This is a genomic window from Flavobacterium piscis, from assembly GCF_001686925.1.
In the GTDB taxonomy this organism is placed as follows: domain Bacteria; phylum Bacteroidota; class Bacteroidia; order Flavobacteriales; family Flavobacteriaceae; genus Flavobacterium; species Flavobacterium piscis.
In genome coordinates, this window is sequence record NZ_LVEN01000046.1 from 602,659 (window position 1) to 627,521 (window position 24,863).

Sequence of the window (24,863 nt, forward strand, 5' to 3'; positions counted from 1 at the left end):
ACGGTATTTTGACTTGGTGAAATGAGTTGTAAACGGAATATAAAATACTTTACTTTACATTATTGTTTTTTGAAGGTTCTAAAGTTCTGAGAATCTTAGTTACTAAGACCTTAAAAGATTTTTACTTATGAGAAGTTTACGATCAGAATTTATTATTTCTATAATGCTGTTATTGCTATTTCCAATCGGAATGATGGCACAGGATTCTATTGCCAAAAAGAAGGCGATGCCGGTTTCGAAAATGAGTAAAGCGGTAATAAGTCTTGAAAAGTCTCTGGATAAAAATGATGAGGGAAAAATTGCCGAGAACTACGAACAACTGGCAAATGAATTTTTGAATAAAGGGAATAATGCAAAGGCAGAGGAATATTTTAAAAGAGCATTAAACAGCTATACCAAATTAAAATGGACTGAAGATAAAACCCGCGTAACGCGCAGTTTGGCCAAAGTACAGGAAAACCAAAAAAACTTTAATTCGGCGATTAAAAATTATGAAGTCGCGGGCGCATTATCAAAAGATGTTGCTGAAGAAAAAATAAATTTAAACGATGCTAACCGATTAAAAACGCAAGCGGCTCCAGTATCACAGGCAGTTTACGTTGACTCGAATATTGAGTTGCTCAAAAAAGAAAATAAAGCTGGTGAAGTTGCTGAAGCTTATGTACAAAAAGCAGAAAATTCATTAAAGCAAAAAGATAAAAGTGTTGCAATAGAAAGCTATAAAAATGCCCTCGCTTACGCAAAAGACAAACCTGAGTCGATAATTAAAATTAAAAATGAAATTGCCAATGTATATGCCTCAGACAATCAGTTTGAAAAAGCAATTGGAATCAACGAAAAACTATTGGCAGAAGCCGTAACCAAACAAGATTTTAATACCCAAATCAAGCAACTGCAATCGCTGGCAGCTCTTTATTTTAAAAAAGAAGAACCAAAAAAGGCATTAGTTTCATTGAAAGAAGCATATGATCTGGCGTCTAAAAAAGGAAATTCGGCGGAAGCCAAAAATACTTTATCGGCCTTGGTAAAATACTATAAATCGAATGGTAATGAAAAAGAAAGTATGGCGCTTTACGAGCAATTCTTTCAAAATTTTGATGAGTTAATTCAATCTGATACTACTTTGATTAATGCGAAAACTTTTCAGGTTACAGAAGGAAAGATACGTCAGCTCGAAAAAGAAAAATCATTAAAAGATGAATTAATTACCAAGAAAAATACCTTCAACTACTTTCTTTTAGGATCAATTTTGTTGCTTTTGCTCTTGTTTGCTTTTATTGTAAAAGCATTGTATTCGATAAAAACCAAGAACAAGGAAATCGCGTTGCAATCGTTACGACGCGAGATGAATCCGCATTTTATATTTAATAGTTTAAATAGCGTGAATCAGTTTATATCTGAAAATAAAGAACTGGAAGCCAATAAATACCTGACTTCGTATTCGAATTTGATGCGGAATATGATGGAAAATTCGAATAAAGATTTTATTTCGCTGGACAAAGAAGTCGAACAATTAAAAAAATACCTGGATCTGGAACATTTACGTTTTCAGGATAAATTTGATTTTAAAATTACGGTTGATGAAACTCTGGACACAGAAAGGGTTTTTGTGCCCAATATGATTATCCAGCCACATTTAGAAAATGCAATTTGGCACGGCTTACGTTACCTCGATAAAAAGGGATTCTTGAAGCTTCAATTCCGGTTTGTTGATGGCAAAATTGTCGTGATTATTGATGATAACGGAATTGGTTTAACCAAAAGCCAGGAACTGAAAACGATCAATCAGAAAGTGCATGAATCCCGCGGTCTTAATAATACCAATGAACGAATTGGTTTGCTGAACGAATTGTATAAAAAGAATATTGCTTTTGAAATTAAAGAGAAAGTATTGCCGGAATCCGGAACAATTGTTCAGATTATTTTTCCATTAATTGATACCATATGATGACTATTCAGAAGATAAAAAGTGTCATTGTCGAAGATGAATTGGCAGCGCGCGAAGTACTCAAAAATTATTTGAGTAAATATTGTCCGCAGGTTGAAGTTGTGGGAGAGGCGCAGAATATAAAAGAAGCTGTGCCGTTGCTGCATGAAATTCGGCCGCAATTGGTTTTTTTGGATGTCGAAATGCCTTTTGGGAATGCTTTTGACGTTCTCGAAGCGTGTAAAGATTTACAATTCGAAACCATATTTGTAACCGCTTTTTCTGAATATTCGCTAAAAGCCCTGAACCAAAGTGCCGCCTATTATTTGCTAAAACCCATTAGTATCGAAGAATTGATTGTGGCGGTAAATAAAGTGCAGCATCAAATCATGAATCATGAGATTTTCAATAGAAATAAAATTATTGTAGAAAATTTTCATGAATCAAAACCAGAAAAACAACAGGTCATTTTACCAACTCTGGAAGGTTTTGAAGTCGTTAAAATGGAAGAAATAGTTCGCTTACGCGGAAACGGAAATTTTACCGATCTCTATCTAAATAACGGAAACAAAAAAATGGTCTGCCGATTTTTAAAGCATTTTTCGGAGATTTTGCCTTTGCCTTTTATAAGAGTTCATAAATCGCATATCATTAATATGAATTGTGTAAAATCGTATAATAAAGGAGGAATTGTAACGCTAAACGACGGAGCTGAAATTGAAGTGTCGCCTACTTATAAAGAAGATTTTTTAAAGAACTTTAAGTAAGGTTTGCCGCGAAGGCACTAAGGCACAAAGATTTTCTTCTCATTTTATGTCATCCTTGACGCAGGAAGGATCACGCACGAACTTGACAAAGATTGTATTGTCATTGCTTAGATCTTCTATAAAGACTTTGCGACTTTGCGAGCAATTTCACGCTGGTAGTAAAAACTTAAAGTAATAATCGCGCAAAGACGCAAAGTTTAATAATAAAAGAAAAAAACTTTGTGTCTTAGCGTCTTTGTGGCAAACAAATATTACAAGTCAAATTCCCCGTCAATCGACAGCGAATCATTTTTCACCGCAGTTGAATCCGGAGCTTTTATTCTGATTAAAGATCTTGCATTACCGGAAATATAAACGGGCAGTTGCCCTATTGTATCTTCAGGGACCAAAAGACCACGACGAAACATTAAATTCTTTAAAAATTTCTGGTTTTGTACCGCAAAGTCCCTTAGATTTCCCTGATCGTTAAACTGATACATGAATTTTCTTGGTTTCGGAATAATAGTGGCCAAATACAAACATTCATCCACATTTAAAGCCGATGGACTTTTCTGGAAATAGAAATGGCTTGCTTCGCCAATTCCGTATACATTTGGTCCCCATTCAATAATATTGAAATACACTTCCAGCATTCTTTCTTTGCTTACTACGCGATTGTTTTCCAGAATATAAACCAGTAGAATTTCTTCCAGCTTACGCGAAAGTGTTTTTTCTCTGGTCAGGAACACATTCTTAATCAATTGCATGCTTATCGTACTAGCGCCGCGAGAGAATTTTTTAGTTTTAATATTCTTGAGGATAGATTGTTTGAAAGCTTCATTAATAAATCCGCGATGTTGGAAGAAAGACGGATCTTCGGTCGTCAAAACCGATTTTCGTAAATAAGGCGAAATCTGGTCCAAAGGCGTGTAATTAGGATTTGCATTTCCAACCAAAACCGGGCGTTGTAAAACATTCTGGATAATGGCGCGATACACAAATTCGCCGTTTAATTTATTAAGATCGGCTTCTCCGTATTTGGTGATTTTTAGATCTTCTTTATTGAGTTTACTATCAAAAACTAAAGTATTCGGTTTGTTTTTATTGAATTTGAAATCCAGTTTATAATCGAAATTTCCGGTAGCTTCCATTCCCTGAAAATGGGTGAACAAGCCGTCAGGCAGGGAAACAATAAAATCCTGCGCTTTCATTTTCGGGATATCTACTTTCAAAGTATAAATAGTATCCTTTTCGGTACTGTATGAAATATAAGGTTTTACTTTTATCTTGTTGAGCTGCATGGTCGAAGTGCTGTCAATCGAAATAAAATCATCTCCCAATAAAAAGCGATAATCAAAACGTGCATTTTTGATAATGACGTCTTTACTGGCAATTTTAGGGTGATTAATTTTTAAATTAGTAATCGAAGTGTAACCGTCGATATGCAATTCGCTGCCATCTTTTTCTATGTTTTGAACATTTAGTCTGATAGAATCGAAACTTGCTTTTAAGTTATATCGTTCGTCTAAATACGGAACTCTGATGGCTCCGGTATCTAAATTGAAGAAACGAATATCGGCTTTCTTATTTCTTGGGTCAGCAAATCCTTTTATGTTCCATTTTTGATCAAAATCTTTACTTTGAACATGAAGATTAGTTTCGAGTTGTTTGTTGTCTAAAACCAGTTTATTTACAGCAACAGTAGTCTTTTTGCCATTGTCATCAATTCTGAAATTCAGATTTTCCAGTTTCATGTCTGTAGGAACCAGATTCAGTAATTTTGAAATAATACGATACGCAAAAGCGGCGTATTTACGTTTTTCGTTTTTATCAGTATCGGCTTTGTCTTTCTTTAAAAAAGCATCAAAATTGCGGACATTTCCTTTTTTAACTAATTGAATATAACCGTTGTTTACTTTTAAAGTTCCAATTTGTACATCCCCAATTAGTAAATTCGATAAACTAACACTGGTTTCAATTTTTTCAATATTACAAAGTGTATCAGCATTTTTAGGAACCAGAACAACATTGGTTAATTTAATACCATTTAAACCATCAAACGTAGCCGATTTTACAGAAAATGTACTGTTGTATTCAGTATTCATTTTAGTTTTTACTTTGGCAATAGCTTGTTTTAAAAGCGAATCACGAAAAAAGTAAAAGCCTAAAAAAAGCACTACCAATACTAATGCAATTATCAGGAGTGCTTTGTATATTTTTTGTTTTGGGAAGTTCATAAATGGAGATTGGTATTCGAAATTTTTCGCTTTTCAAAGCTAGTGTAAATTTAAATTTAAATTTATCAGCTTATAAAATTTTCCTTGTAAATTTTTAATAATGCTCTAAAGGTTTGATTTTGTTATTATTGTGTTTTGCGTTTTCCTAAATAAAAGAAGGAATTTATGGTTTAGCGTCAAAATTGAGAGAACCCGTAAAGTTTTACAATTTACACAATATATATTTGCGCAATTAATAATATTAAAATCAAACCAATGAAAATCTTTAAAAAAATTATGTTTTTGTCTTTTGCCATTTGTGCAATGGTGTTATCGTCATGCAGTAGTAATGATTCTGATGATGAAGGAACTCCGGAAGATCAGGAAGAATTTATTAAATTCACATACAATGGGACAGTATACAATTTTGAGCCTGGCGTTATGTCTTCGTTAAACATGAATATTATGGGAAGTACGGGAATTGATAACACTTACAAAAAAATCTCATTATGGACGCCTTTGAATGTTACTAAGGGAAGCCATGACATCGTATATGATTTATCAAATATGGAGACTACTTATCAAGCGTCTTTTAGTTTTTTGCCTGCAATAAATAATGCTAATGCTAAATCTGGAAAAATAAATATTACTGCTGTTGATGATGAAAAAATTGAAGGGACATTTACTTTTTCGGGAACTTCAGGAGATCAGACATTTACTGTTACAGAAGGAAGCTTTAGAGTTTTAAAATAGATCTCATACTTCTTTAAATATAAATTGCTCATGAATCTTTGAAATTTTCATGAGCAATTTTTTATAAGAGAAAATCTGTTTTTTGCTTTTATCCAAATAAAATACCGGCTACATCTTCAATTTTGGCAACAAGCTCAATTTTAATTCCAGGATTTTTTAAGGCAATTTTATTATATTTCGAAACAAAAATAGTCGTGAAACCTAATTTTTCGGCTTCCTGAATTCTTTGATCAACACGATTTACAGGACGAATTTCTCCCGAAAGTCCAACTTCGCCGGCAAAACAGAACCCTTTTGTTACCGGAATATCTTCGTTTGAGGATAAAATGGCAGCGACAACGGCAAGGTCAATTGCGGGATCATCAACAGAAATTCCTCCGGTTACGTTCAAAAAGACATCTTTTGCTCCTAAACGAAATCCGGCTCTTTTTTCTAAAACGGCCAAAATCATGTTGAGTCTTTTGGCGTTGTAGCCCGTTGTGCTTCGTTGTGGCGTTCCGTAAACTGCAGTACTTACCAAAGATTGTATTTCGATCATCAGAGGACGCATGCCTTCCATAGTTGTGGCAATGGCAGTTCCGGACATTTCTTCGTCTTTGTGCGAAATCAATATTTCTGACGGATTGCTGACTTCGCGTAAACCGCTTCCTAACATTTCATAAATTCCTAATTCGGCAGTAGAACCAAAACGGTTTTTTAGCGAACGCAAAATTCGGTAAACGTGATTTCGATCGCCTTCAAATTGCAAAACGGTATCGACCATATGTTCCAGAATTTTTGGTCCGGCGATGTTTCCGTCTTTCGTAATATGCCCAATTAAAATAACCGGAATATTAGTTTCTTTGGCAAACTTGATCAGTTCCGCAGTCGTTTCTCTAATCTGAGAAATACTTCCGGCTGTAGATTCTATATAATCCGTATGCAAAGTCTGAATCGAGTCGATAATGACAATTTCCGGCTGAATAGCTTCAATTTGTTTGAAGATATTCTGCGTTTTCGTTTCCGTCAAAATATAGCAATTGTCGCTGTTTGGCGTGATTCTTTCGGCACGCATTTTTATTTGTTTCTGGCTTTCTTCACCGGAAACATATAAAGTTTTATAAGGTAATTTTAATGAGATTTGAAGCAAAAGTGTACTCTTTCCAATTCCAGGTTCACCGCCTAAAAGTGTCAAAGATCCAGGGACGATTCCGCCACCCAAAACACGGTTCAATTCTCCATCAGTAGTATCCATACGAATTTCCTGAGTCGAGTCGATCTCATTAATTTTTAATGGGCGTGGAGCTTTTCCAGTTGGAGTAGGTTCGCTTTTCCAGGCCACTTTTTCCTGCTTCTGAATGATTTCTTCAGCAATAGTATTCCATTCTTTGCAGGCATTGCATTGTCCTTGCCATTTGGCGTATTGGGTGCCGCAGTTCTGGCAAAAAAAGGAAGTTTTAACTTTAGACATTATTTACCGGTTTTTTCAAGTGTTTTCATCTGGTCGATTTTCTCGTACATCAAATCTTTGTTTAAATCGCCAATTGGCTCCATTTGCGAAGCATTCTGATATTTTTTTGAAGCTCTTTTAGGATCTCCCATTTTTTCATACATCAATCCTAATTCGTACTCTCCTAACATCGCTTTTGGATAATTTACATTTCCAATTTCAGCCATTTTACCTAATTCATCATAAGCATTCTTTTTCAAAATCAGAGTTTCTATAATTTTAAAATCGCTGATTCTTACCGGAATCTGAACTCCCATAACTTTAGACATAATATTGTATTTGTTCTCCAGATAATCGGCATAACCCGTTTCCAGAACAGCTATTTTATTATTGTATTCTGCAGAATTTATAGGTCTGTACACTTCAAATATCTGATACAAAGCGCTAGGAATTGCATGTAAAACCTGAGTATAATGTGTTGTGCCTTTAAATACATCGTATTTATAATTTACTAACGGATTATTGGCAATTTTAATATTGCTGTCTAATTTTTCAATTGGTTCTTTGATTTTTTTATTGTCTCCATCTGCTGCAGACAAATAATAGAATAAAGGTTCTGTAATTTTAGCAAATTTTTCAGGGATTCTAATTTCCATTTTATTAGCCAATTCAGGACTAAAAGAGATGTAAGCGCTAAAAAGAGGTTTTTCTTTATATAAATAAAAATTAATAAAACTTGCTGTTACATCATGGCCTGCAATAATTCTAAACGGAGATGTACGGTATTTTTTTTCGATATAAGGAACCAGTTCGGCACCAATAAATTCAAAAAAGTTGGCTCCTTTCTCAAACGGAAGACCTGTATTTTGGTCGATTGTGGTGTCGTCTTCGCGCTCGTCATTTTTGTTTTGATGAACACCAATGATAATCACTTCGGGTAAATCTCCCCAATAAGATCCGTAGCTCAAGGCTCCGGAAAAAGGATCAAATAAATAATCGCCATCTAATAAATATAAAACAGGATATTTTTTTTCGGGATTAGCCTCGTAAGAAGCAGGAAGCCCAATGGTTATTCTTCGTTCTTCGCCAAGTTTTTCAGATTTGATGTTGTCGAATGTTTTCTGCGAAAAGACAGAAAAGGAAATTAGGGTAAGCAGTAAGTAAACTTTTTTCATGATTTGGGGCATTTCAGTGAATTAAAAAGTATTGAAATAGTGTAGCAATATAATACTTTATTTGCTTTTTTATTATTGTAGGATTTTTAAAATAGCAATATAGATTCAGTTTGTAATGAATAAATCAAAATCTAACCGAAAAGTTAGCAAAGATTTACGCAGTCGCAAAGTTAAAGGCAAAGCTTTGCGAACTTTCTGTTTTTATAGAAACCTTAAAGCAAATAAAACTTCCTGTACTTTTGGGGTTAATTTTTTTTCTAAATAGAGATTTTGGGATTGTTCTTTTAAAATCAAAAATTGAATTCAGGCAAATAGAATGCTGTTCGTGCAAAGTAAATTTGACAAACTAAAGTTAGATAAAACGTAAAAGGAAAACTTAGGTTAACGAATTATCGTTTTCATTAGGGAAAATGATCCATGGTTTGAAGGTTTTTGCCTCTTCAAATTCCAGGGTTGCATAGGATATAATGATAATAATGTCGTCTTTTTGAACTTTTCTCGCAGCAGGTCCGTTCAGGGTAATTTCGCCCGAATTTTTCTCTCCTTTGATCGCGTAAGTTTCAAAGCGTTCGCCATTATTAATATTTACAATAGATACTTTCTCACCTTCAATAATGTTCGAGGCTTCCAGTAAAGTTTCATCAATAGTAATACTGCCAATATAATTTAAATCAGCTCCAGTTACTTTTACTCGATGAATTTTTGATTTTATAACTTGAATTTGCATGATGCAAAGGTAAATTAATTTAATGAAATGGTATCAATCAACCTTATAGAATTAACAAATACTGCTATAAATGCACGGTAGTTTTTGTCTTTACTTTTATGATCGATAGGTAATAATGTAGATTCGTCAGCAATTACAAAATATTCTAAGTCAAAATGCTCATTATCTTTAAAAGAATTTTCGACAAATTGAATCGTTTCTTCAGGAGTGCCGGTCTGAAATATTTCTTTTGCTTCAGTTAAAATTTTATATATAATAGCTGCTTCTTTTCGTTCTTCGGGAGTTAAACGTTCATTACGAGAACTCATAGCCAATTGATTATCTTCTCTAAAAATTGGACAACCCACAACATTTACAGGTAAATGCGTTTTTTCGACCATTTTTTTAACGATCTGCAATTGCTGGAAATCTTTTTCTCCAAAATAAGCATTTGTTGGCGTTACAATTTCGAACAAACGTTTTACTATTGTTCCAACACCGTTAAAATGTCCGGGTCTAAACTTGCCTTCCATTTGATTTTCTAATCCGTCAAAATCAAAATCCTGAGAAACCGTGTTTCCTTCGTAAATATCTTCGACAGATGGAGCATACAAAATCATTTTATCGCTCAAACCGCGCATTTTTTTTACGTCTTCTTCAAGTGTCCTTGGATATTTTTCGAGATCTTCAGGGTTGTTAAATTGCGTTGGGTTAACGAAAATACTTACAACGGTATCGTCGTTTTCTTTTATTGATCTTTGCATTAACGCCAGATGACCTTGGTGTAAAGCGCCCATTGTTGGTACAAATCCGATGGTTGAATTTGCGGTTTTGATAGTTTTTAAATAAGCTATCAAAGCTACTTTACCGTAGAAAATATGCATGGCAGTATTATTAAAATTTAGTGCAAACATAATATATTAGTTATAAACTGCATAAATTTTTGTAATTTTGCAACGTTTTTATTACCAAAAATTAAGTAAAATACTATTATGAAAGATAAGAGGATATTATATGTATCATCTGAAGTCGTGCCTTATTTGGCTGAAAATGAGGTTTCTTTAATGTCTTATGACGTTCCAAAAATGATCAACGATCAAGGAGGTCAGATAAGAATTTTCATGCCAAGATATGGAAATATCAACGAAAGAAGACACCAGTTACATGAAGTTATTAGACTTTCAGGAATGAATTTGGTAGTGAATGACTTAGATATGCCATTGATTATCAAGGTGGCTTCAATCCCCAAAGAAAGAATTCAGGTTTATTTTATTGATAACGATGAATATTTTAAACGTAAAGCAACCTTTGCTGACGAGGAAGGTGTTTTGTATCCGGATAACGACGAAAGAGCCATATTTTTTGCTAAAGGAGTTGTTGAAACGGTGAAAAAACTAAATTGGGTTCCGGATATCATTCACGTGCATGGTTGGCTGGCTGCAATGCTGCCAATTTACATGAAGCACTATTATAAAAATGAGGCTTTGTTTTCTGAAACCAAAATTGTCACTTCTGTTTACGGACAGTCTTTTGATGAAAATCTGGATTTAGAAATGATAAATAAGGTGAAATTTGATGGTGTGCCACACGAGGCAATCTCTGATTTAGAAACGCCAAACTACGAAAATGTGTTAAAGGCTAGTATATTACACTCTGATGCTGTAATTATAGCGTCTGAAAACGTATCTCCAAGTTTAACAAAATTTATAGAATCTTCAGGAAAACCTTTTTTACCTTTCGCCACGAAAGATGCATTCGCTGAAGCGTATACAAATTTCTATAAAACAATGGGTCTTTAAATTTTAACATTATTATTAAACATGTATAATACTTCTTTTATTAAGAAAATTCTATTAGTAGCAACTGTTGTCCTTTTATATTCTTGTGATAAAGATTTTAATGAAATTGGTGAGGGTTTAATCGGAGACGATCATTTTGGTCTGGAACATACAGAATATGATGTTTTAGCTTATAATCAGGAAGTAACTCCGGTTCAGTCAAACGGATTGACACTTAATGGTTTGGGTATTTATGATAACCCTGTATTTGGAGCGACTACAGCTAATTTTGTGAGTCAGGTTTCTCTGGAGAATTATGCGCCAACTATTGGTGAATCACCAGAAATTCAAAGCGTAGTGCTTAGTGTTCCTTATTTTAGTCATGTAAAAAGTACAGGTACTGATGGTAGTAATACTTATGTTTTAGATTCTATTTATGGAGATAAAGAAAATGGTAAACTTAAATTGAGTGTTTATGAGTCTGGTATTCAAATGCGTTCTTCTTATATAGATGGTGGTTCTCAATTTGCTCAATTGTATTATACAGATCAGGATGCTGATTTTTTTGGAAATAAATTAGTTAATACTGAGACTGGAAAGCCACTAAATGATGATCCTGATGAGGCACAAAATGAAAAATTCTTTTTTGATGCTAAAGAAATAGTAACAGTTACTAAAGATGATGCTGGTAAAGAAACGACGACTAGAACTGCTCCAGAAATGCGTCTGAATCTAAATAAGAAATATTTCTTTGATAAAATTCTTAAAGCCTCAGCTTCTAATCTTTCTTCTGCTACTATTTTTCAGAGCTATTTTAGAGGGCTATATTTTAAAGTAGAGAAATCTGGAAGTAACTCCACGAATTTAGCGCTTTTGAATTTTTTCAAACAAGGTAGCAATGCTAAAATCACGATCAAATATAAGGCTAAGACTGCAATAACTACAGATCCTGCAGAGACAATGGAAGATAAAACATTGGTTATTAATCTAAGCGGAGCTGCGGCCAGTTTATATAATGATGTTAAAGATCCTGCTTATGCTGCTGCTATAGCAAATAGAAATGACCAAACCGGAGACGAACGTCTTTATTTAAGAGGAGGCCAGGGTTCGCTTGCGGTACTTGAATTATTCGGTAAAACTGATTTACTAAGTTACGATGATCAGGGTAATATAGTGAATAAGCCTAACGGTGTTTCAGATCAATTAGATGAAATTAGAAATAATGTTAAGCATAAAAACTGGCTGGCCAATGAAGCTAATTTAGTTTTCTCTATTGATGCAGCTAAAATGACCGGAGTTTGGGAGCCAAAAAGAATTTACTTGTATGATTTAGTAAATAATATACCAATTGTAGATTTTAGTACAGATGGATCTACTGATGGTATTAATAATAAAATCGTCTATAGTGGTATAATTAATGTAGACGCTACTACAAAGAGAGGTACAACGTACAAAATTAGATTAACGAGCCATGTTCGTAATTTAATAAAAGATGCAGCTGTAAAAAATGTGAAATTAGGTTTGGTAGTAACAGGAGATGTAAACACGATAACTTCAGGTAAATTAAAAAACAGAATTTTAATTGATCCGGCTAATCCAAATGATTATTTTTCAGAAGTACCAAGAGCTTCAATTATGAGTCCGTTAGGAACAGTATTGTTTGGAGGAAATATTCCTTCAACAGATGCTAACTATGCAAAAAGACTTCAGTTGCAAGTGTACTATACGAAACCAAATTAATAAATAATATATGTGTGGAATTGTTGGATATATCGGTCATAGAGATGCCTATCCTATTGTTATAAAAGGATTAAAGCGTCTTGAATACAGAGGATATGATAGTGCGGGTGTCATGTTATATGATACTGAAACAGGTATAAAAGTTTGTAAAACAAAAGGTAAGGTTTTAGATCTTGAAGCTAAAGCAAAAGAGGGCTTTACGACAAACGGAACTATAGGAATTGGGCATACACGTTGGGCAACACATGGTGTTCCAAATGATGTAAACTCACATCCTCATCTTTCTAATTCAGGTGAGTTGGTAATTATTCATAATGGAATCATTGAGAATTATGCGCCGCTTAAAGAAGAATTAATCAAAAGAGGTTATACATTTAAATCTGATACAGATACTGAAGTTTTAGTCAATTTGATTGAAGAAGTTCAGAAAAAAGAAGGAATAAAATTGGGTAAAGCAGTTCAGATTGCTTTAAATCAAGTGGTAGGAGCTTATGCAATTGCTGTTTTTGATAAAAAAAATCCAAATGAAATAGTTGCTGCAAGATTAGGTAGTCCGTTGGCGATTGGTGTTGGAGAAGGAGAATATTTTATTGCTTCTGATGCTTCGCCTTTTATCGAATATACTTCGAATGCCATTTATCTTGAAGATGGTGAAATGGCAAACATTAGATTGCACAAGCCTCTTAAAGTTAGAAAAATTAAAGATGACTCTTTAGTAGATCCTTATATCCAGGAGCTTCAAATGAATTTGGAGCAAATTGAAAAAGGCGGTTATGATCATTTCATGCTGAAAGAAATCTACGAACAGCCAAGTGTTATAAAAGATACTTACAGAGGAAGACTTCATGCGAATGAAGGAATTGTTCAAATGGCAGGTGTTGAGGATAATTTAGAAAAATTCTTAAACGCAAAACGTATTCTAATTGTAGCATGCGGTACTTCATGGCACGCAGGTTTAGTAGCAGAATATATTTTTGAAGAATTTACACGTATTCCGGTTGAAGTAGAATACGCTTCTGAATTTAGATACAGAAACCCAATTATCAATAAAGATGATGTTGTTATTGCTATTTCTCAATCTGGAGAAACGGCTGATACAATGGCAGCTATAAAATTGGCAAAAGAAAACGGAGCTTTTGTATTTGGTGTTTGTAATGTGGTGGGTTCTTCTATTTCAAGAGAAAGCCATGCAGGTGCTTATACGCACGCAGGACCGGAAATTGGAGTAGCTTCTACAAAAGCATTTACAACGCAAATTACGGTTTTAACCATGATCGCATTGCGATTAGGTAAAGCAAAAGGAACTTTGTCAAATACTGATTACCGTACGTACTTGCAAGAATTAGAAATAATTCCTGAAAAAGTAGCAGAGGCACTACAAACAAACGACAGAGCAAAAGAAATTGCAGCAATATTTAAAGATGCTCCAAATTGCTTATACTTGGGACGTGGTTATAATTTCCCGGTTGCTCTTGAAGGCGCTTTAAAGCTTAAAGAGATCTCTTATATTCATGCCGAAGGTTATCCTGCTGCAGAGATGAAACACGGTCCAATTGCTTTGATCGATGAGCATATGCCGGTTATTGTAATTGCACCAAAACAAGGTCACTACGATAAAATTGTAAGTAACATCCAAGAAATTAAATCAAGAAGCGGTAAAATCATCGCTGTAGTAACTAAAGGTGATACTCAGGTTCGTGAGTTGGCTGATTATGTTATCGAGATTCCTGAAACTTCAGATGCGTTGTCTCCATTGATTACAACAATCCCTTTACAATTGCTGTCTTATTATATAGCAGTAATGAGAGGTTGTAATGTAGATCAGCCGCGTAACTTAGCAAAATCAGTTACTGTAGAATAGATTTTATTTCAATATAAATATTTAAAAAAGCGAGACAGGAGTCTCGCTTTTTTTGTGGCTATAATTTTTTATTAACATAAATTTTGTAAGATTTAAAATATAAATATATATTTGTAGGAAATGTTTTAAAATCAGTATTATGAAAAGATGTTTACTTATCATTTTATTTCAGTTTTGCTTCTCAGCAAATGCACAACAAAAGCTAACTTTTAATTATGATCAGGCGGGAAATCAGGTCGAAAGAGTTTTGTGTTTGTCTGGTTGTTCTGTATCTGCAAAACGCGTAGAAGATATAAAAGAAATTGAGGCACTAACAGATGATGACTTATTAAAATTTTCTCCTCAGGATGTTATCTCATATTATCCCAACCCTGTAAAAGAAGAGTTGTATTTGCAATGGCAATTGACTCAGGATAATTATGTCACTTTAATTCATGTTTATTCTTTGACAGGTCAAATTCTTAGAACCTATCCGGCAAATGCGACAATGAATAATCTGAATATCCCTTTTCAAAGTTATCCTATAGGAGTTTATCTTGTTTTACTTTCGTATAAGGACGGAGGAGAAAAATCTATTAAAATCATAAAACAATAAGCGACATGAGAAAATTTTACTTTACCCTTATTTTTTTATTATTTGGCTTTTTAGGTTTTGCACAGACTTCTTCTGAAGTTGGTATTACAGAAGGTCAATTGTCAGTTTCTTTATCAGGAGGAGCTAATTATACAATTCCAATAGCAGTTCCTCCCGGAATCAATGGCATAGGTCCCCAAATTAGCTTAGTGTATAACAGTCAGGGCGGTAATGGTGTAGCTGGCTTTGGGTGGAATATTGCTGGAGTCTCAACAATATCTAGAATTCCAGCAACAAAATTTCATGATGGAATAATTGATGCGGTTGATTTTAATGCTTTAGATCGTTTTGCTTTAGATGGGCAGAGGTTAATAGTGAAAAATGGAACTTCAGGAGTTTATGGGGCTAATGAAACGGTATATGAGACAGAGAGTTTCTCAAATACAAAAGTCACATCTTATGGTGTTCACCCAAATGGTACAAATTATGGTCCGGCTTATTTTATTGTTGAATATCCTGACGGTTCAAAAGCATATTATGGTAATTCTACTGATTCCCGTTCTATAACAGATTGGGCAATTGCATATTGGGAAAATCCTCAAGGAGTGAGAATAAGCTATAATTATTCTGCATCAGACAATTCATTTAATAATGTATTAAATATAATATCTATAAAATATGGTAGTATTGCAACTGCAACACCTATAAATGAAATTAGATTTAAATATAATGATAGGAAACGTGCTGAACAGTCTTATGTAGGTGGTCTTAGTATTATTAGTAATACAATTCTAAAAGAAATTAACGTTATTGGGAATGGATTAGGTTTTAGAAATTATGTTTTGGATCAAGAAACAACTTCTTTGAATTATCAACGGTTGAAATCTATTACAGAAAAAAGTGGTGATAATACTAAAAGTTATAATCCTACTACTTTTAGCTATGATGATACTACTAGTCCTACTCCTCTTAAAGCAAATATAGAAGCAACACTGGGATGGTCAGGGATAAATAACTTGAATACTGATTATATTACTGGTGATTTTGATAATGATGGTAAAACAGATATTATTTTATATTCAAAAACGGCAGGGTTAAAAGATAAGTATACTTTATTTTCTGATATTATATCAGGAAAAGTTAATAGTGGTAAACAAGATTATGTGGGTACTTTTGAGAATATTTTCCCTGCTGCTTTTTTAAGTTCAGATAATAAGTTATTACCACAGGGGTGGGCTATTGTAAAAAGAACGGATGCAAATTGTATCATTTCATTGCATGGTTCTGGTTCTACTTCAGCGACTACCAAACATTATGAAAAACAATATAATTTTAGTAAAACTGTAACAAAAGCATCCAATTGGTCTTATTGCGATCCTAAAGACTATAAGGGAGTAGTATTAGAAAATATTCCTATCGATTATTACAGTGGTGATTTTAATGGAGACGGTCTTACAGATGTCATCGGAATTGAAAAAAGTTTTTACTATGATATGACATTATGTAATTTTGGAAACCGTACAACAGAATATCAAAGACCGTTATATCAAGGTGGGACTGTTCATCTTTTCAATTTAGATAGACGACTTACCGCTGATCAACCTGATAATATAGGTAATATTGCCATGAGTGTTGGCTATGGTACAAAAATTTATATAGCTGATTTCAATGGTGATGGAAAGTCTGATATCTATGTTTTAGAATCTGGATTTATAAAAGTATATACTTTAAATAAAGACAATAAATTAACCTTATTGTATCAAAATGCATCTGCTGATTCAGGGATTGCCCTTGACAGGCCAATTTTAATAGGTGATTACAATGGTGATGGAAAGATTGATTTTGTTATACCTAATGAATTGGATAAGGACAGTTGGAATTTTTATTTTTCTATGGGGAATAATTTCAAAAAAATTAATGCCACCATCGGGATAAAATATCTGACAGCAAAAGAAGGTGCTTATATGATAACTGGTAGAGATGGTGTTACGCGATATCCTTATGGGTTAATGGAAACCACTTACATTGCTAATGATTATAATGGCGATGGGAAGACCGATATTTTATGCCAGAATAATGTAACCGTTTCGAGAGACGGAGCTTTGGGAAAAGTTGGAACACCCTTAGAAAGTATGTTGATTTTGTTTGAAAATCAATCAGTTAATGGTAAGGAAGTTATGTTCTCACGAATTACTTCTGAAATAGAAGTTACCGGTATAGGAAGAAATCCTATACCCGTATTTACTAATCATAATCAGGTAAATCAAAATTTAGAGTATAGTGTAATTTATGACAACATGATCAAATCTTTTAAAAGCCCAAAAGATAATCGCGAAGATGTATTGTTAAAAGGAATTACAAATGGAAATGGAGTAAAAGAAACGATTACGTATAAAACATTGCAGCAAGATCCTTATGAGCCTATATATACACCAACAGCACTAACAGAAACTTTTCCTAACATTGATATTATAGCAGTCCCTGCTTTTAAAATAGTATCATTTTTAGAAAAACAAAGTAAAGAACTTTATAAAAAACAGCAGTTTTTGTATTCTGGAGCTGTTTCTAATAGTGAAGGCTTAGGTTTCTTAGGCTTTAGATCAACACTAAGAACCAATTGGTATGATGATGACGATAATGACAGTGTAATTTCGAGTATTGCAAAAAATGATATCACATTAAGAGGCGCAAATACAGAAAATTACACACTATTAGGACTTGGGAGACCTTTGATGCCAAACACTACTAAAACGGAGAGTACAATTGTGAAAGAAGGGTCTTATACAGTAACGACAATTGATAATCTAGTTGCAACACAAAGTATTACTTTAAAACCTGATACCTGGATTAAGCCTGGTAGTACTTTTTCAGCAAAGATAAATGAGGATGCAAATGTTAATTCTCTCAATACACCTTCAAGCTTTATAACAAAATCTTTGTTAAATTACGAAAGCGAACTTTTGCCGAATAAAGTTTACAAAATAAAAAACACAACAACAAAACAGTTTAATGGTTTAGACAATACAAGCTCAGAAAACAGAGTTTTTTATGATGACAATAATAACCCTTTAAAATCGACTACATTAGTAAAACAGTCTGGAGCAACAGTTCAAACAACAGTTTCAGATGTTGCTTATTATCCTCCTACAGTTTCACCTTATGTTGTTGGGAGACCTTCCGGTAAAAATCAAAGTGTTACTATTTCAGGAGATGTACTGACCTCTGAAGAGGTGTATGTTTATGAAAACAATTTATTATCCAATATTAAGAAAAAAGGAACCAATACAGATTATATTACAGAAGATAACGTTTATGATGCATTTGGTAACATTACTAAAAAAACAATAACTGCCTCAGGGCTTAGCCCAAGAATTACCAATTATGAATATGATCCTTCAGGACGTTTTTTAACAAAAAGTACTGATATTGAGAGGTTGTCGACATCTTTCGATTATAATTATTCAAATGGAACAGTAAAATCTGAAACAAATCCTTATGGATTAACTACTTCGTACTTATACGATTCGTGGTTCAAAAAAACAACTACCACTGATTATTTAGGCAAAAAAAACAGTTACGTTTATGCCCGAAGCGGACAAAAAACAATTGTTACATCAACAGCAGATGATGGCAGCATAAGCGAAGAAACATTTGACGATTTAGGAAGAAAGATAAAAGCAGGAAGCAAAAACATAATGGGAACTTTCTCTTATGTTGATTATGTCTATGATATTTATGATCGTAACTATAAAGTAAGTGAACCTTATTTTGGATCAGCTGGATCACAATGGAGTGAAACCAAATATGATGCTTATGGAAGAGTCATTCAAAACATAGCCTTTACAGGAAAAGTGACAGATATTACCTATTCAGGATTAACAACAACTGTAAGTGATGGGACAATATCAAAAACGTCTATTAAAAATGCAATAGGAAACGTAGTCTCAATGACAGACACCCCGGGAGGAACAATTAAATATGCCTATTTTGCTAATGGAAACTTAAAAGAATCAGATTATGCTGGTGTAAAAACTACCATTGAGCAAGATGGCTGGGGACGAAAAACAAAATTGGTTGATTCTTCTGCAGGAACCTACACGTATGTATATAATGGCTTTGGAGAAACAACAAGTACGACGACGCCTAACGGAACTACAAATTATATTTTGGATGCGGTAGGTAAAGTAACCCAAAAAACAATTTCGGGTACAAATACAAATTCTAAAACGACCTATTATTACGATCCTTCGAGCAAATTGCTTACAAGTAGTAAGTTTGAAGACTTAGCGAATGGAGCAAATACAATACTAAATTCATTTACTTATGACACTTCAAAAAGAATAAGCAAAACAGTAGAGACAACACCATATGCTGTATTTACCAAAGATTTTACTTATGATGGTTTTGGACGTTCAGATACTGAAACTTCAACAGCAGCTGCAGGCGGAAAATCAAGCAGTAAAGTCATAAAAAATACGTATAAAAATGGTTCGCATTGGCAAATAGTAGACAATGCCACAAGTATCATATTATGGCAAACCAATACCGTAAATGCAAGAGGGCAGCTCAAAAATGCACAAAATGGACCAACAACCATAACAAATGAATATGATAATTACGGTTTAGCTTCTCAGTTTAAATATGATAAAACCTCAGGATCAACGAACATACTGACATTAAACACTGTCTTTGATGCCAGAAAAGGCAATTTAACAAGCAGAACAAACAGTTTGTTTAACAGAAATGAAAGTTTTAAATATGATGCTCAGGATCGTTTAACAGAATTTACAAATGCACAAGGCGCACAAGAAAAACAATTGTATGATGATCAGGGTAGAATTACCGAAAACAGTTTAGGAAATTATACTTATGCAAAAGACAAGCCTTATCAAAATGTGTCAATAAACGTTAAACCAGAAGCTTTAACTTATTATACAGCAAGACAAACACAGAATATAACATACAATACATTTAAAAGCCCTGTACAAATTGAAGAAACCGGTATTGACAAAGTAAGTTTTACTTACAATGATGGTAACGATCGTACTGCCATGTTTTACGGAGGTTTACACGATGATAAATTACTTAGACCTTTAAGAAAATACTACTCTGCAGATGGCAGTATGGAAATTAAAGAAAATAAAATAACAGGTGTATTTGAGTTCATTACCTATATTGGTGGAGACGGTTACTCTGCACCAATTGTATTAAAAAGCAACGGAATAAGCCAAGAATATTTATATTTACAAAGAGATTGTCAGGGGTCAATAGTTGCTATAACGAATCAGGCAGGAACAGTTGTCGAAAAACGACTGTTTGATGCCTGGGGAGCAATAGTAAGCGTGCAGGATGGGGCAGGAAATGTACTGGCAGGATTAACCATTTTAGACAGAGGATATACAGGACACGAACATTTGCAAAGTGTTGGCCTTATCAATATGAATGGTCGTATATATGATCCTAAATTACATCGTTTTTTACAGCCGGATAATTTTGTGCAGGATCCTTTTAATACTCAAAGTTTTAATCGTTATGGATATGTTTTAAATAATCCTTTAGCTTATACTGATCCAAGTGGTGAGATTATTCCTTTAATTGTAGCTGCAATTATTGTAGTGAGTGCTGCTGTTAACGTTTATCAAAACTGGGATAAAATTACAGGAGGTACAGGTAAGTTTTCCGATATTAAATGGGGGAAACTTGCTGGTTATACCATTTCTGGAGCGGCTTCTGGTGCTTTAACTGTGTATGGAGGCCCATATGGGGTAGTAATAGGGGCAGGGGTTCAGTCATTTTTGAATTCGGCCGTTAATGGAGATGATTTTAGAACTACTTTAGCAAATACTGGTACTGGTGTTGTTTCAGGAGGATTAACTTTAGGATTTGGAAAAGGTCTTGGTCTTATATTTCCTAATGGAATTATTGGTTTTGGTAATCCTATTTTAAAAGAAGGAATTAATAATGTTTTTGGAAGTATAATCTCTTCTTTTTTAGTTACATCGACATTAACAGGAAATGTTAATGAAGGTTGTAAGGCTGCTTTCGATCCAGTCAATATAGTTTCAGGAGCAATATTAGGAGGCCTGGATGGAGCAAGGAAAATTCCTAATTCAACGAAAGTACCTGTAGAAGTTATTAAGCAAAATCAATCTATTTTAGAATCATTACAGTTAAAATCAATTCCAGTTAGAACCTTGCCTCAAAATGTAGTGATTCCTCAAACAAATGTTTATATACCACAGAGAACAGTAATTCCTCCAAACTATAAATACAATTTTTCTCAAAATAAATTTAAAGGATAATAATATGGATAAAAAAAATTATATTCTCATTTTAATTATAATTACTGGTGTGATTATGATTTTATGGGGAAAAGAAATGACAAAGAATAAAATAAAAAAAGACTTAGGTGATTGCGACTATACAGTTGGAAATATTGATGTCTATTTTTATAGAGGTCCAGTAGGAAATAATGTTCGTTTTAGTTCCATTACCTATTCGTATATCGTGAATAAGGTTAGGTATGTGAATAATTACGATGCTCTTTTCTATAAATTGCCTTCTTCACCAAATGTCAATGATAAGTTTATTGTGGCCTATAATAAAAAAGATCCGCAAAAAAGCCTTTTATTAGGTGATTATCCAATTAGAATAGAAGAAGATTTTAAAGTTTTTATAAATAGGGGTATTAAAATAGATTTTTAGTATAGGTATTATTGCTCCGCTCTACGAAGTTTTCATCATAGTCGCTGTGCAAATGTCTCTGACTTCGCACCCAAAAGTGATTAAGTTTTGTATTAGAAAAAGATTATTGTTCTAAAGGCAATTTCGTAAAAAGTCGGGAGACTTATAGAGGTTTAGGTTTTATGAGAACTGATAAATAAAAAATGCAAAGTTAGGAGACTTCCCCCCTGCTGGCGCGAGTATCTTGCTCGTGAACGCAAAGAGAGTTAGCTCATGCAAAATAAAAATAATAAATGAGTAGAAAATACAAATTTGGCGATAAAACGGGAGCTTATTTTATAAGTTTTGCAACAGTTTACTGGATTGATGTTTTTACCAATATTTTGGAAGTATTGTTGAGTCATTGGATTATTGCAGAAAGAATAAAGGAATGGAGATTTATGGTTATTGTATTATGCCAAGTCATATACATTTGATCTTTAGATCAGAAAACGGAGATCCTTCGGGGTTGATAAGAGATTTTAAAGGGTTTACATCCAGAAAAATGTTAAAAACGAGTGATGAAAATCCACAAGAAAGTATGAAAGAATGGATGCTTTGGATGTTTGAAAGAGCGGGAAAGAAAAATAGTAATGTAAAGCATAGACAGTTCTGGCAACAAAATAATAAACCTATTGAAATTTGGTCAGTGAAAGTTTTCGAGCAAACGTTAAATTATATTCATAACAATCCAATGGAAGCAGGTTTTGTAACCAATCCGGTTGATTGGAAATATAGTAGTGCGAGAAATTATGGAGATAATGATCAGACTGTTTTAGAAATAGATATAAATTGATTTAGATTGTGTTCACGAGCAAAATGCTCGCACCAGCGTGGGAAATTTTGATAAAATAATTCCAACTTGGCTAAAACCGTAATAAAAATCACTATGAAATTAAATTCATTTAACTTAAAAACAGTCAGGGAAATTATTGTTATTATTGGATTATTGCTATTGTTTTTGCCTTTTTTCATAAATAAAATGAATGGTCTTTTAATAAGTGGTACAAGTGAAAAGAAAGTTTTTACAATGAATTATTTTGAATATACATATTCATATGGAATGAGCACGCTATATCACTTAAGATTTCCTTATTTGGAATTAATCGATCTTGCGATAGTTCTTATTCTTCCTTTCGCTTTAGTAATTCAAATTTTGTCTGTTATTTTTTTGTTTCAGAATAAAGTAAATTATATTTCATCTTTATTCTGTTTTATGTCTTTGTCTTATTTTATTTATTTTAATTATGGGAGTCTGGGGTTCGGCTGTTATATTTTATTTTTTCAACAAATTTGTGCTATATCGTGTTTTAAATTTATTTCGAAATCATATAGAAATTAACAGTTTTTACTGATAGAATGTAGGGTTTTGGTTAAAGCCGCGTTCATTGGGCCCCGCTCCCGCACGAATCCTTTCGTGTAGCAGTTGCTTATTAAGGTTCAGATTATCAATTTTTAATAGTAAAAAAATGAGCGGAAATTATAAATTCCATAATCCAGAAGGCTTATGTTTTATAAGTTTTGCTGTTGTGGGTTGGCTGGATGTATTTACTAGAAATGAATATAAAGATTTGTTTTTGGAAAGTTTAGAGTTTTGCCAGAAAAGAAAGGATTAGAAATTCATGCCTGGTGCATTATGAAAAATCATGTGCATTTAGTTTTTAGGAGTATTAATGGTCAAAATCCAGAACTATTGATTGGTGATCTAAAAAGGTTTACTAGTCAGTCAATTGTAAAAAGTATACAAGAAAATCCAAAAGAAAGCAGGAAAGAATTCTTGTTAGATTATTTTAAAAAAGAAGCAGATAAAAGTTCTAATGTAAAACATTATCAATTTTGGCGACACGACAATAAACCAATTGAGCTTTGGAACAATAAAGTCATACCACAAAAGATTGACTATGTGCACAATAACCCTGTTGAAGAAGGATTAGTATACAGAGCAGAAGATTATGTTTATAGCAGTGCAATCGATTATTCTGGTCAAAAAGGACTGATTGATGATGTTGTAGTTTTTAGAATGTTTGATGTTTCAGTATAGTGTGCCACACGAAAGGATTCGTGCGGGAGCGGGGGACTAGATCCCGATGCTAAACCAGAAATGACTTCAGAATTTATTACTGGAACATTGAATAAAAAAGTGGATGGACTTGAGACATCATATGAGGCAGGAAGCAAACCAAGTTTTATATTTTCTGATGGAAAAAGCGATAATGTGGCTGAACATAATTTATCAAGTACCAATAGAATAACTATATACGAAAAAAATGCTAAAACGATATATCGTTTAGTTAGTTCATTATTTCATGAGTATAGACACGCTTATCAAGTTATGACTAACTTTTATTCTAGAGGTGAACGTATTTATGGACCATTAGGTCCGGAAGGTACCTATTCTAAATTAAGATCTTTAATAGAATGGGATGCATATAATTATCAAATAAATGTTGGTGGAGAAGTTGATGGATTTATTTTTGGGCAGAGGGATTTAATGAAAAAATATTTTGAAGGTAAATAAAATTTAATGGATATGAGAGTGTATATAGTTTTAATCATTTTTGTAATGTATTCTTGCTCTAAGAATGAAAAAGTAAAACTAGAAATAGTTTCCGATAAAATACTGGTTTCAAAGCATGATTATGGTCGGATAAAAAATATTATCGAATATAAAATCACCAATAATACAGATTGTGATTACTATTTTAATGCCTATAGCCTTTCTAAGTTAACTTGGAAAATCAAAGGCTTGCAGCCAAGTAATATTTTTTTTCAAATTCTAGATGAAAATGAAAATTTTACTGAATATGATCAAAAGGAATATTTGCCAACAGAAAAATTTATTACTTGTGAGCAAATTAATCACGATATAGAAACAAATGAGCTAAAAGAATTGAATTATTCTATTTCTGTGCAGTATAAAAACTTTATAAATAAAAATAATTTTTTCTTAAAAAAAGGTGAATCAAAGTATTTTGAAATTCTATATTACTTTCCTAATTCAAATTACTCATTTGTGAATTTTGAAAAAAATAAGAAATACCATTTTAAAATGGTAATTTATAGTGATAGTACAAATTGTCGAAAGTTTTTATCGAAGCCAGTAATAAAAACTCTAAGTGAAAATAATTATAAAATTTATCATGGTATAATTGAAAGTGAAAATGTAATACCAATGAAATTTATTGATTAGAATAATATGTTTCCCCGCTCCCGGACGAATCCTTTAGCGTAGTGT

General features: G+C 33.2%; 17 protein-coding genes and 1 pseudogene. 13 read left to right on the forward strand and 5 right to left on the reverse strand.

Annotated features, from left to right (window positions below; translation table 11 throughout):
• The first annotated feature begins 127 nt into the window (after positions 1–127).
• Positions 128–1,948, forward strand: coding sequence for a tetratricopeptide repeat-containing sensor histidine kinase (locus FLP_RS23775; RefSeq protein ID WP_065451961.1), 1,821 nt, complete (start codon positions 128–130; stop codon positions 1,946–1,948).
• Positions 1,945–2,694: a LytR/AlgR family response regulator transcription factor gene (locus tag FLP_RS23780; protein ID WP_065451962.1), complete on the forward strand. Its 750-nt coding sequence runs from the start codon at positions 1,945–1,947 to the stop codon at positions 2,692–2,694. Before FLP_RS23775 ends, FLP_RS23780 begins: the two co-directional genes overlap by 4 nt.
• 251 nt (positions 2,695–2,945) lie before the next feature.
• On the opposite strand, the gene FLP_RS23785 is transcribed toward FLP_RS23780, so the two are convergent.
• Positions 2,946–4,910 carry a transglycosylase domain-containing protein gene (locus FLP_RS23785; RefSeq protein WP_065451963.1) on the reverse strand — a complete coding sequence of 655 codons (1,965 nt, stop codon included), beginning with the start codon at positions 4,908–4,910 and terminating at the stop codon, positions 2,946–2,948.
• Between the two features lie 255 nt (positions 4,911–5,165).
• On the opposite strand from FLP_RS23785, the gene FLP_RS23790 reads away from it, so the two are divergent.
• Positions 5,166–5,642, forward strand: a complete 477-nt coding sequence (locus FLP_RS23790; RefSeq protein WP_065451964.1) for a DUF6252 domain-containing protein — start codon at positions 5,166–5,168, stop codon at positions 5,640–5,642.
• 88 nt (positions 5,643–5,730) lie between these two features.
• Here the strand turns inward: FLP_RS23790 and radA are convergent, their stop codons facing one another.
• The 4 genes from radA to panC form a co-directional block, all read right to left on the reverse strand.
• The gene (gene radA / locus FLP_RS23795; protein ID WP_065451965.1) at positions 5,731–7,092 is read right to left on the reverse strand and encodes a DNA repair protein RadA; all 1,362 of its coding nucleotides are present in this window, start codon (positions 7,090–7,092) and stop codon (positions 5,731–5,733) included.
• A complete protein-coding gene (locus FLP_RS23800; RefSeq protein ID WP_065451966.1) occupies positions 7,092–8,246 on the reverse strand; it encodes an alpha/beta hydrolase in 1,155 nt (384 codons plus the stop codon). The genes radA and FLP_RS23800 overlap by 1 nt, the downstream gene beginning before the upstream one ends.
• 376 nt (positions 8,247–8,622) lie before the next feature.
• Positions 8,623–8,973 (reverse strand): aspartate 1-decarboxylase, encoded by a 351-nt coding sequence (gene panD / locus FLP_RS23805; protein ID WP_026727479.1) that lies wholly within the window; start codon positions 8,971–8,973, stop codon positions 8,623–8,625.
• Between the two features lie 14 nt (positions 8,974–8,987).
• Complete coding sequence (panC, locus tag FLP_RS23810; RefSeq protein ID WP_065451967.1) at positions 8,988–9,866, reverse strand: pantoate--beta-alanine ligase; 879 nt, start codon at positions 9,864–9,866, stop codon at positions 8,988–8,990.
• Between the two features lie 78 nt (positions 9,867–9,944).
• On the opposite strand from panC, the gene FLP_RS23815 reads away from it, so the two are divergent.
• The 10 genes and pseudogenes from FLP_RS23815 to FLP_RS23865 all read left to right on the forward strand — a co-directional run bounded on the left by FLP_RS23815 (position 9,945) and on the right by FLP_RS23865 (position 24,818).
• A complete protein-coding gene (locus FLP_RS23815; RefSeq protein WP_056248169.1) occupies positions 9,945–10,751 on the forward strand; it encodes a glycogen/starch synthase in 807 nt (268 codons plus the stop codon).
• A 21-nt stretch (positions 10,752–10,772) separates the two neighbouring features.
• Complete coding sequence (gene bamH, locus FLP_RS23820; protein WP_065451968.1) at positions 10,773–12,470, forward strand: BamH family beta-barrel-assembly machinery protein; 1,698 nt, start codon at positions 10,773–10,775, stop codon at positions 12,468–12,470.
• 10 nt (positions 12,471–12,480) lie between these two features.
• Positions 12,481–14,331 carry a glutamine--fructose-6-phosphate transaminase (isomerizing) gene (glmS, locus tag FLP_RS23825; RefSeq protein ID WP_065451969.1) on the forward strand — a complete coding sequence of 617 codons (1,851 nt, stop codon included), beginning with the start codon at positions 12,481–12,483 and terminating at the stop codon, positions 14,329–14,331.
• Between the two features lie 139 nt (positions 14,332–14,470).
• Positions 14,471–14,926 carry a T9SS type A sorting domain-containing protein gene (locus FLP_RS23830; protein ID WP_065451970.1) on the forward strand — a complete coding sequence of 152 codons (456 nt, stop codon included), beginning with the start codon at positions 14,471–14,473 and terminating at the stop codon, positions 14,924–14,926.
• Between the two features lie 5 nt (positions 14,927–14,931).
• Entirely contained in the window at positions 14,932–21,207 is a 6,276-nt protein-coding gene (locus FLP_RS23835) for an RHS repeat-associated core domain-containing protein (RefSeq protein ID WP_065451971.1), read from the forward strand.
• A 4-nt stretch (positions 21,208–21,211) separates the two neighbouring features.
• The gene (locus FLP_RS23840) at positions 21,212–21,610 is read left to right on the forward strand and encodes a hypothetical protein (protein ID WP_065451972.1); all 399 of its coding nucleotides are present in this window, start codon (positions 21,212–21,214) and stop codon (positions 21,608–21,610) included.
• A gap of 272 nt (positions 21,611–21,882) precedes the next feature.
• Positions 21,883–22,424: pseudogene (locus FLP_RS23845) on the forward strand (REP-associated tyrosine transposase).
• Between the two features lie 798 nt (positions 22,425–23,222).
• On the forward strand, positions 23,223–23,669 hold the full coding sequence (locus tag FLP_RS23855) for a transposase (RefSeq protein ID WP_342341558.1): 447 nt from the start codon (positions 23,223–23,225) through the stop codon (positions 23,667–23,669).
• Positions 23,670–23,729: 60 nt separating this feature from the next.
• Positions 23,730–24,146, forward strand: a complete 417-nt coding sequence (locus FLP_RS23860; protein ID WP_065451974.1) for a hypothetical protein — start codon at positions 23,730–23,732, stop codon at positions 24,144–24,146.
• A 12-nt stretch (positions 24,147–24,158) separates the two neighbouring features.
• The gene (locus tag FLP_RS23865) at positions 24,159–24,818 is read left to right on the forward strand and encodes a hypothetical protein (RefSeq protein ID WP_123921696.1); all 660 of its coding nucleotides are present in this window, start codon (positions 24,159–24,161) and stop codon (positions 24,816–24,818) included.
• Positions 24,819–24,863 lie beyond the last annotated feature (45 nt).

Coding starts and splice junctions, on each gene's coding strand:
- FLP_RS23775 (WP_065451961.1), top strand. CDS start 128: ATGAGAAGTTTACGATCAGAATTTATTATTTCTATAATGCTGTTATTG.
- FLP_RS23780 (WP_065451962.1), top strand. CDS start 1,945: ATGATGACTATTCAGAAGATAAAAAGTGTCATTGTCGAAGATGAATTG.
- FLP_RS23785 (WP_065451963.1), bottom strand. CDS start 4,910: ATGAACTTCCCAAAACAAAAAATATACAAAGCACTCCTGATAATTGCA.
- FLP_RS23790 (WP_065451964.1), top strand. CDS start 5,166: ATGAAAATCTTTAAAAAAATTATGTTTTTGTCTTTTGCCATTTGTGCA.
- radA (WP_065451965.1), bottom strand. CDS start 7,092: ATGTCTAAAGTTAAAACTTCCTTTTTTTGCCAGAACTGCGGCACCCAA.
- FLP_RS23800 (WP_065451966.1), bottom strand. CDS start 8,246: ATGAAAAAAGTTTACTTACTGCTTACCCTAATTTCCTTTTCTGTCTTT.
- panD (WP_026727479.1), bottom strand. CDS start 8,973: ATGCAAATTCAAGTTATAAAATCAAAAATTCATCGAGTAAAAGTAACT.
- panC (WP_065451967.1), bottom strand. CDS start 9,866: ATGTTTGCACTAAATTTTAATAATACTGCCATGCATATTTTCTACGGT.
- FLP_RS23815 (WP_056248169.1), top strand. CDS start 9,945: ATGAAAGATAAGAGGATATTATATGTATCATCTGAAGTCGTGCCTTAT.
- bamH (WP_065451968.1), top strand. CDS start 10,773: ATGTATAATACTTCTTTTATTAAGAAAATTCTATTAGTAGCAACTGTT.
- glmS (WP_065451969.1), top strand. CDS start 12,481: ATGTGTGGAATTGTTGGATATATCGGTCATAGAGATGCCTATCCTATT.
- FLP_RS23830 (WP_065451970.1), top strand. CDS start 14,471: ATGAAAAGATGTTTACTTATCATTTTATTTCAGTTTTGCTTCTCAGCA.
- FLP_RS23835 (WP_065451971.1), top strand. CDS start 14,932: ATGAGAAAATTTTACTTTACCCTTATTTTTTTATTATTTGGCTTTTTA.
- FLP_RS23840 (WP_065451972.1), top strand. CDS start 21,212: ATGGATAAAAAAAATTATATTCTCATTTTAATTATAATTACTGGTGTG.
- FLP_RS23860 (WP_065451974.1), top strand. CDS start 23,730: ATGACTTCAGAATTTATTACTGGAACATTGAATAAAAAAGTGGATGGA.
- FLP_RS23865 (WP_123921696.1), top strand. CDS start 24,159: ATGAGAGTGTATATAGTTTTAATCATTTTTGTAATGTATTCTTGCTCT.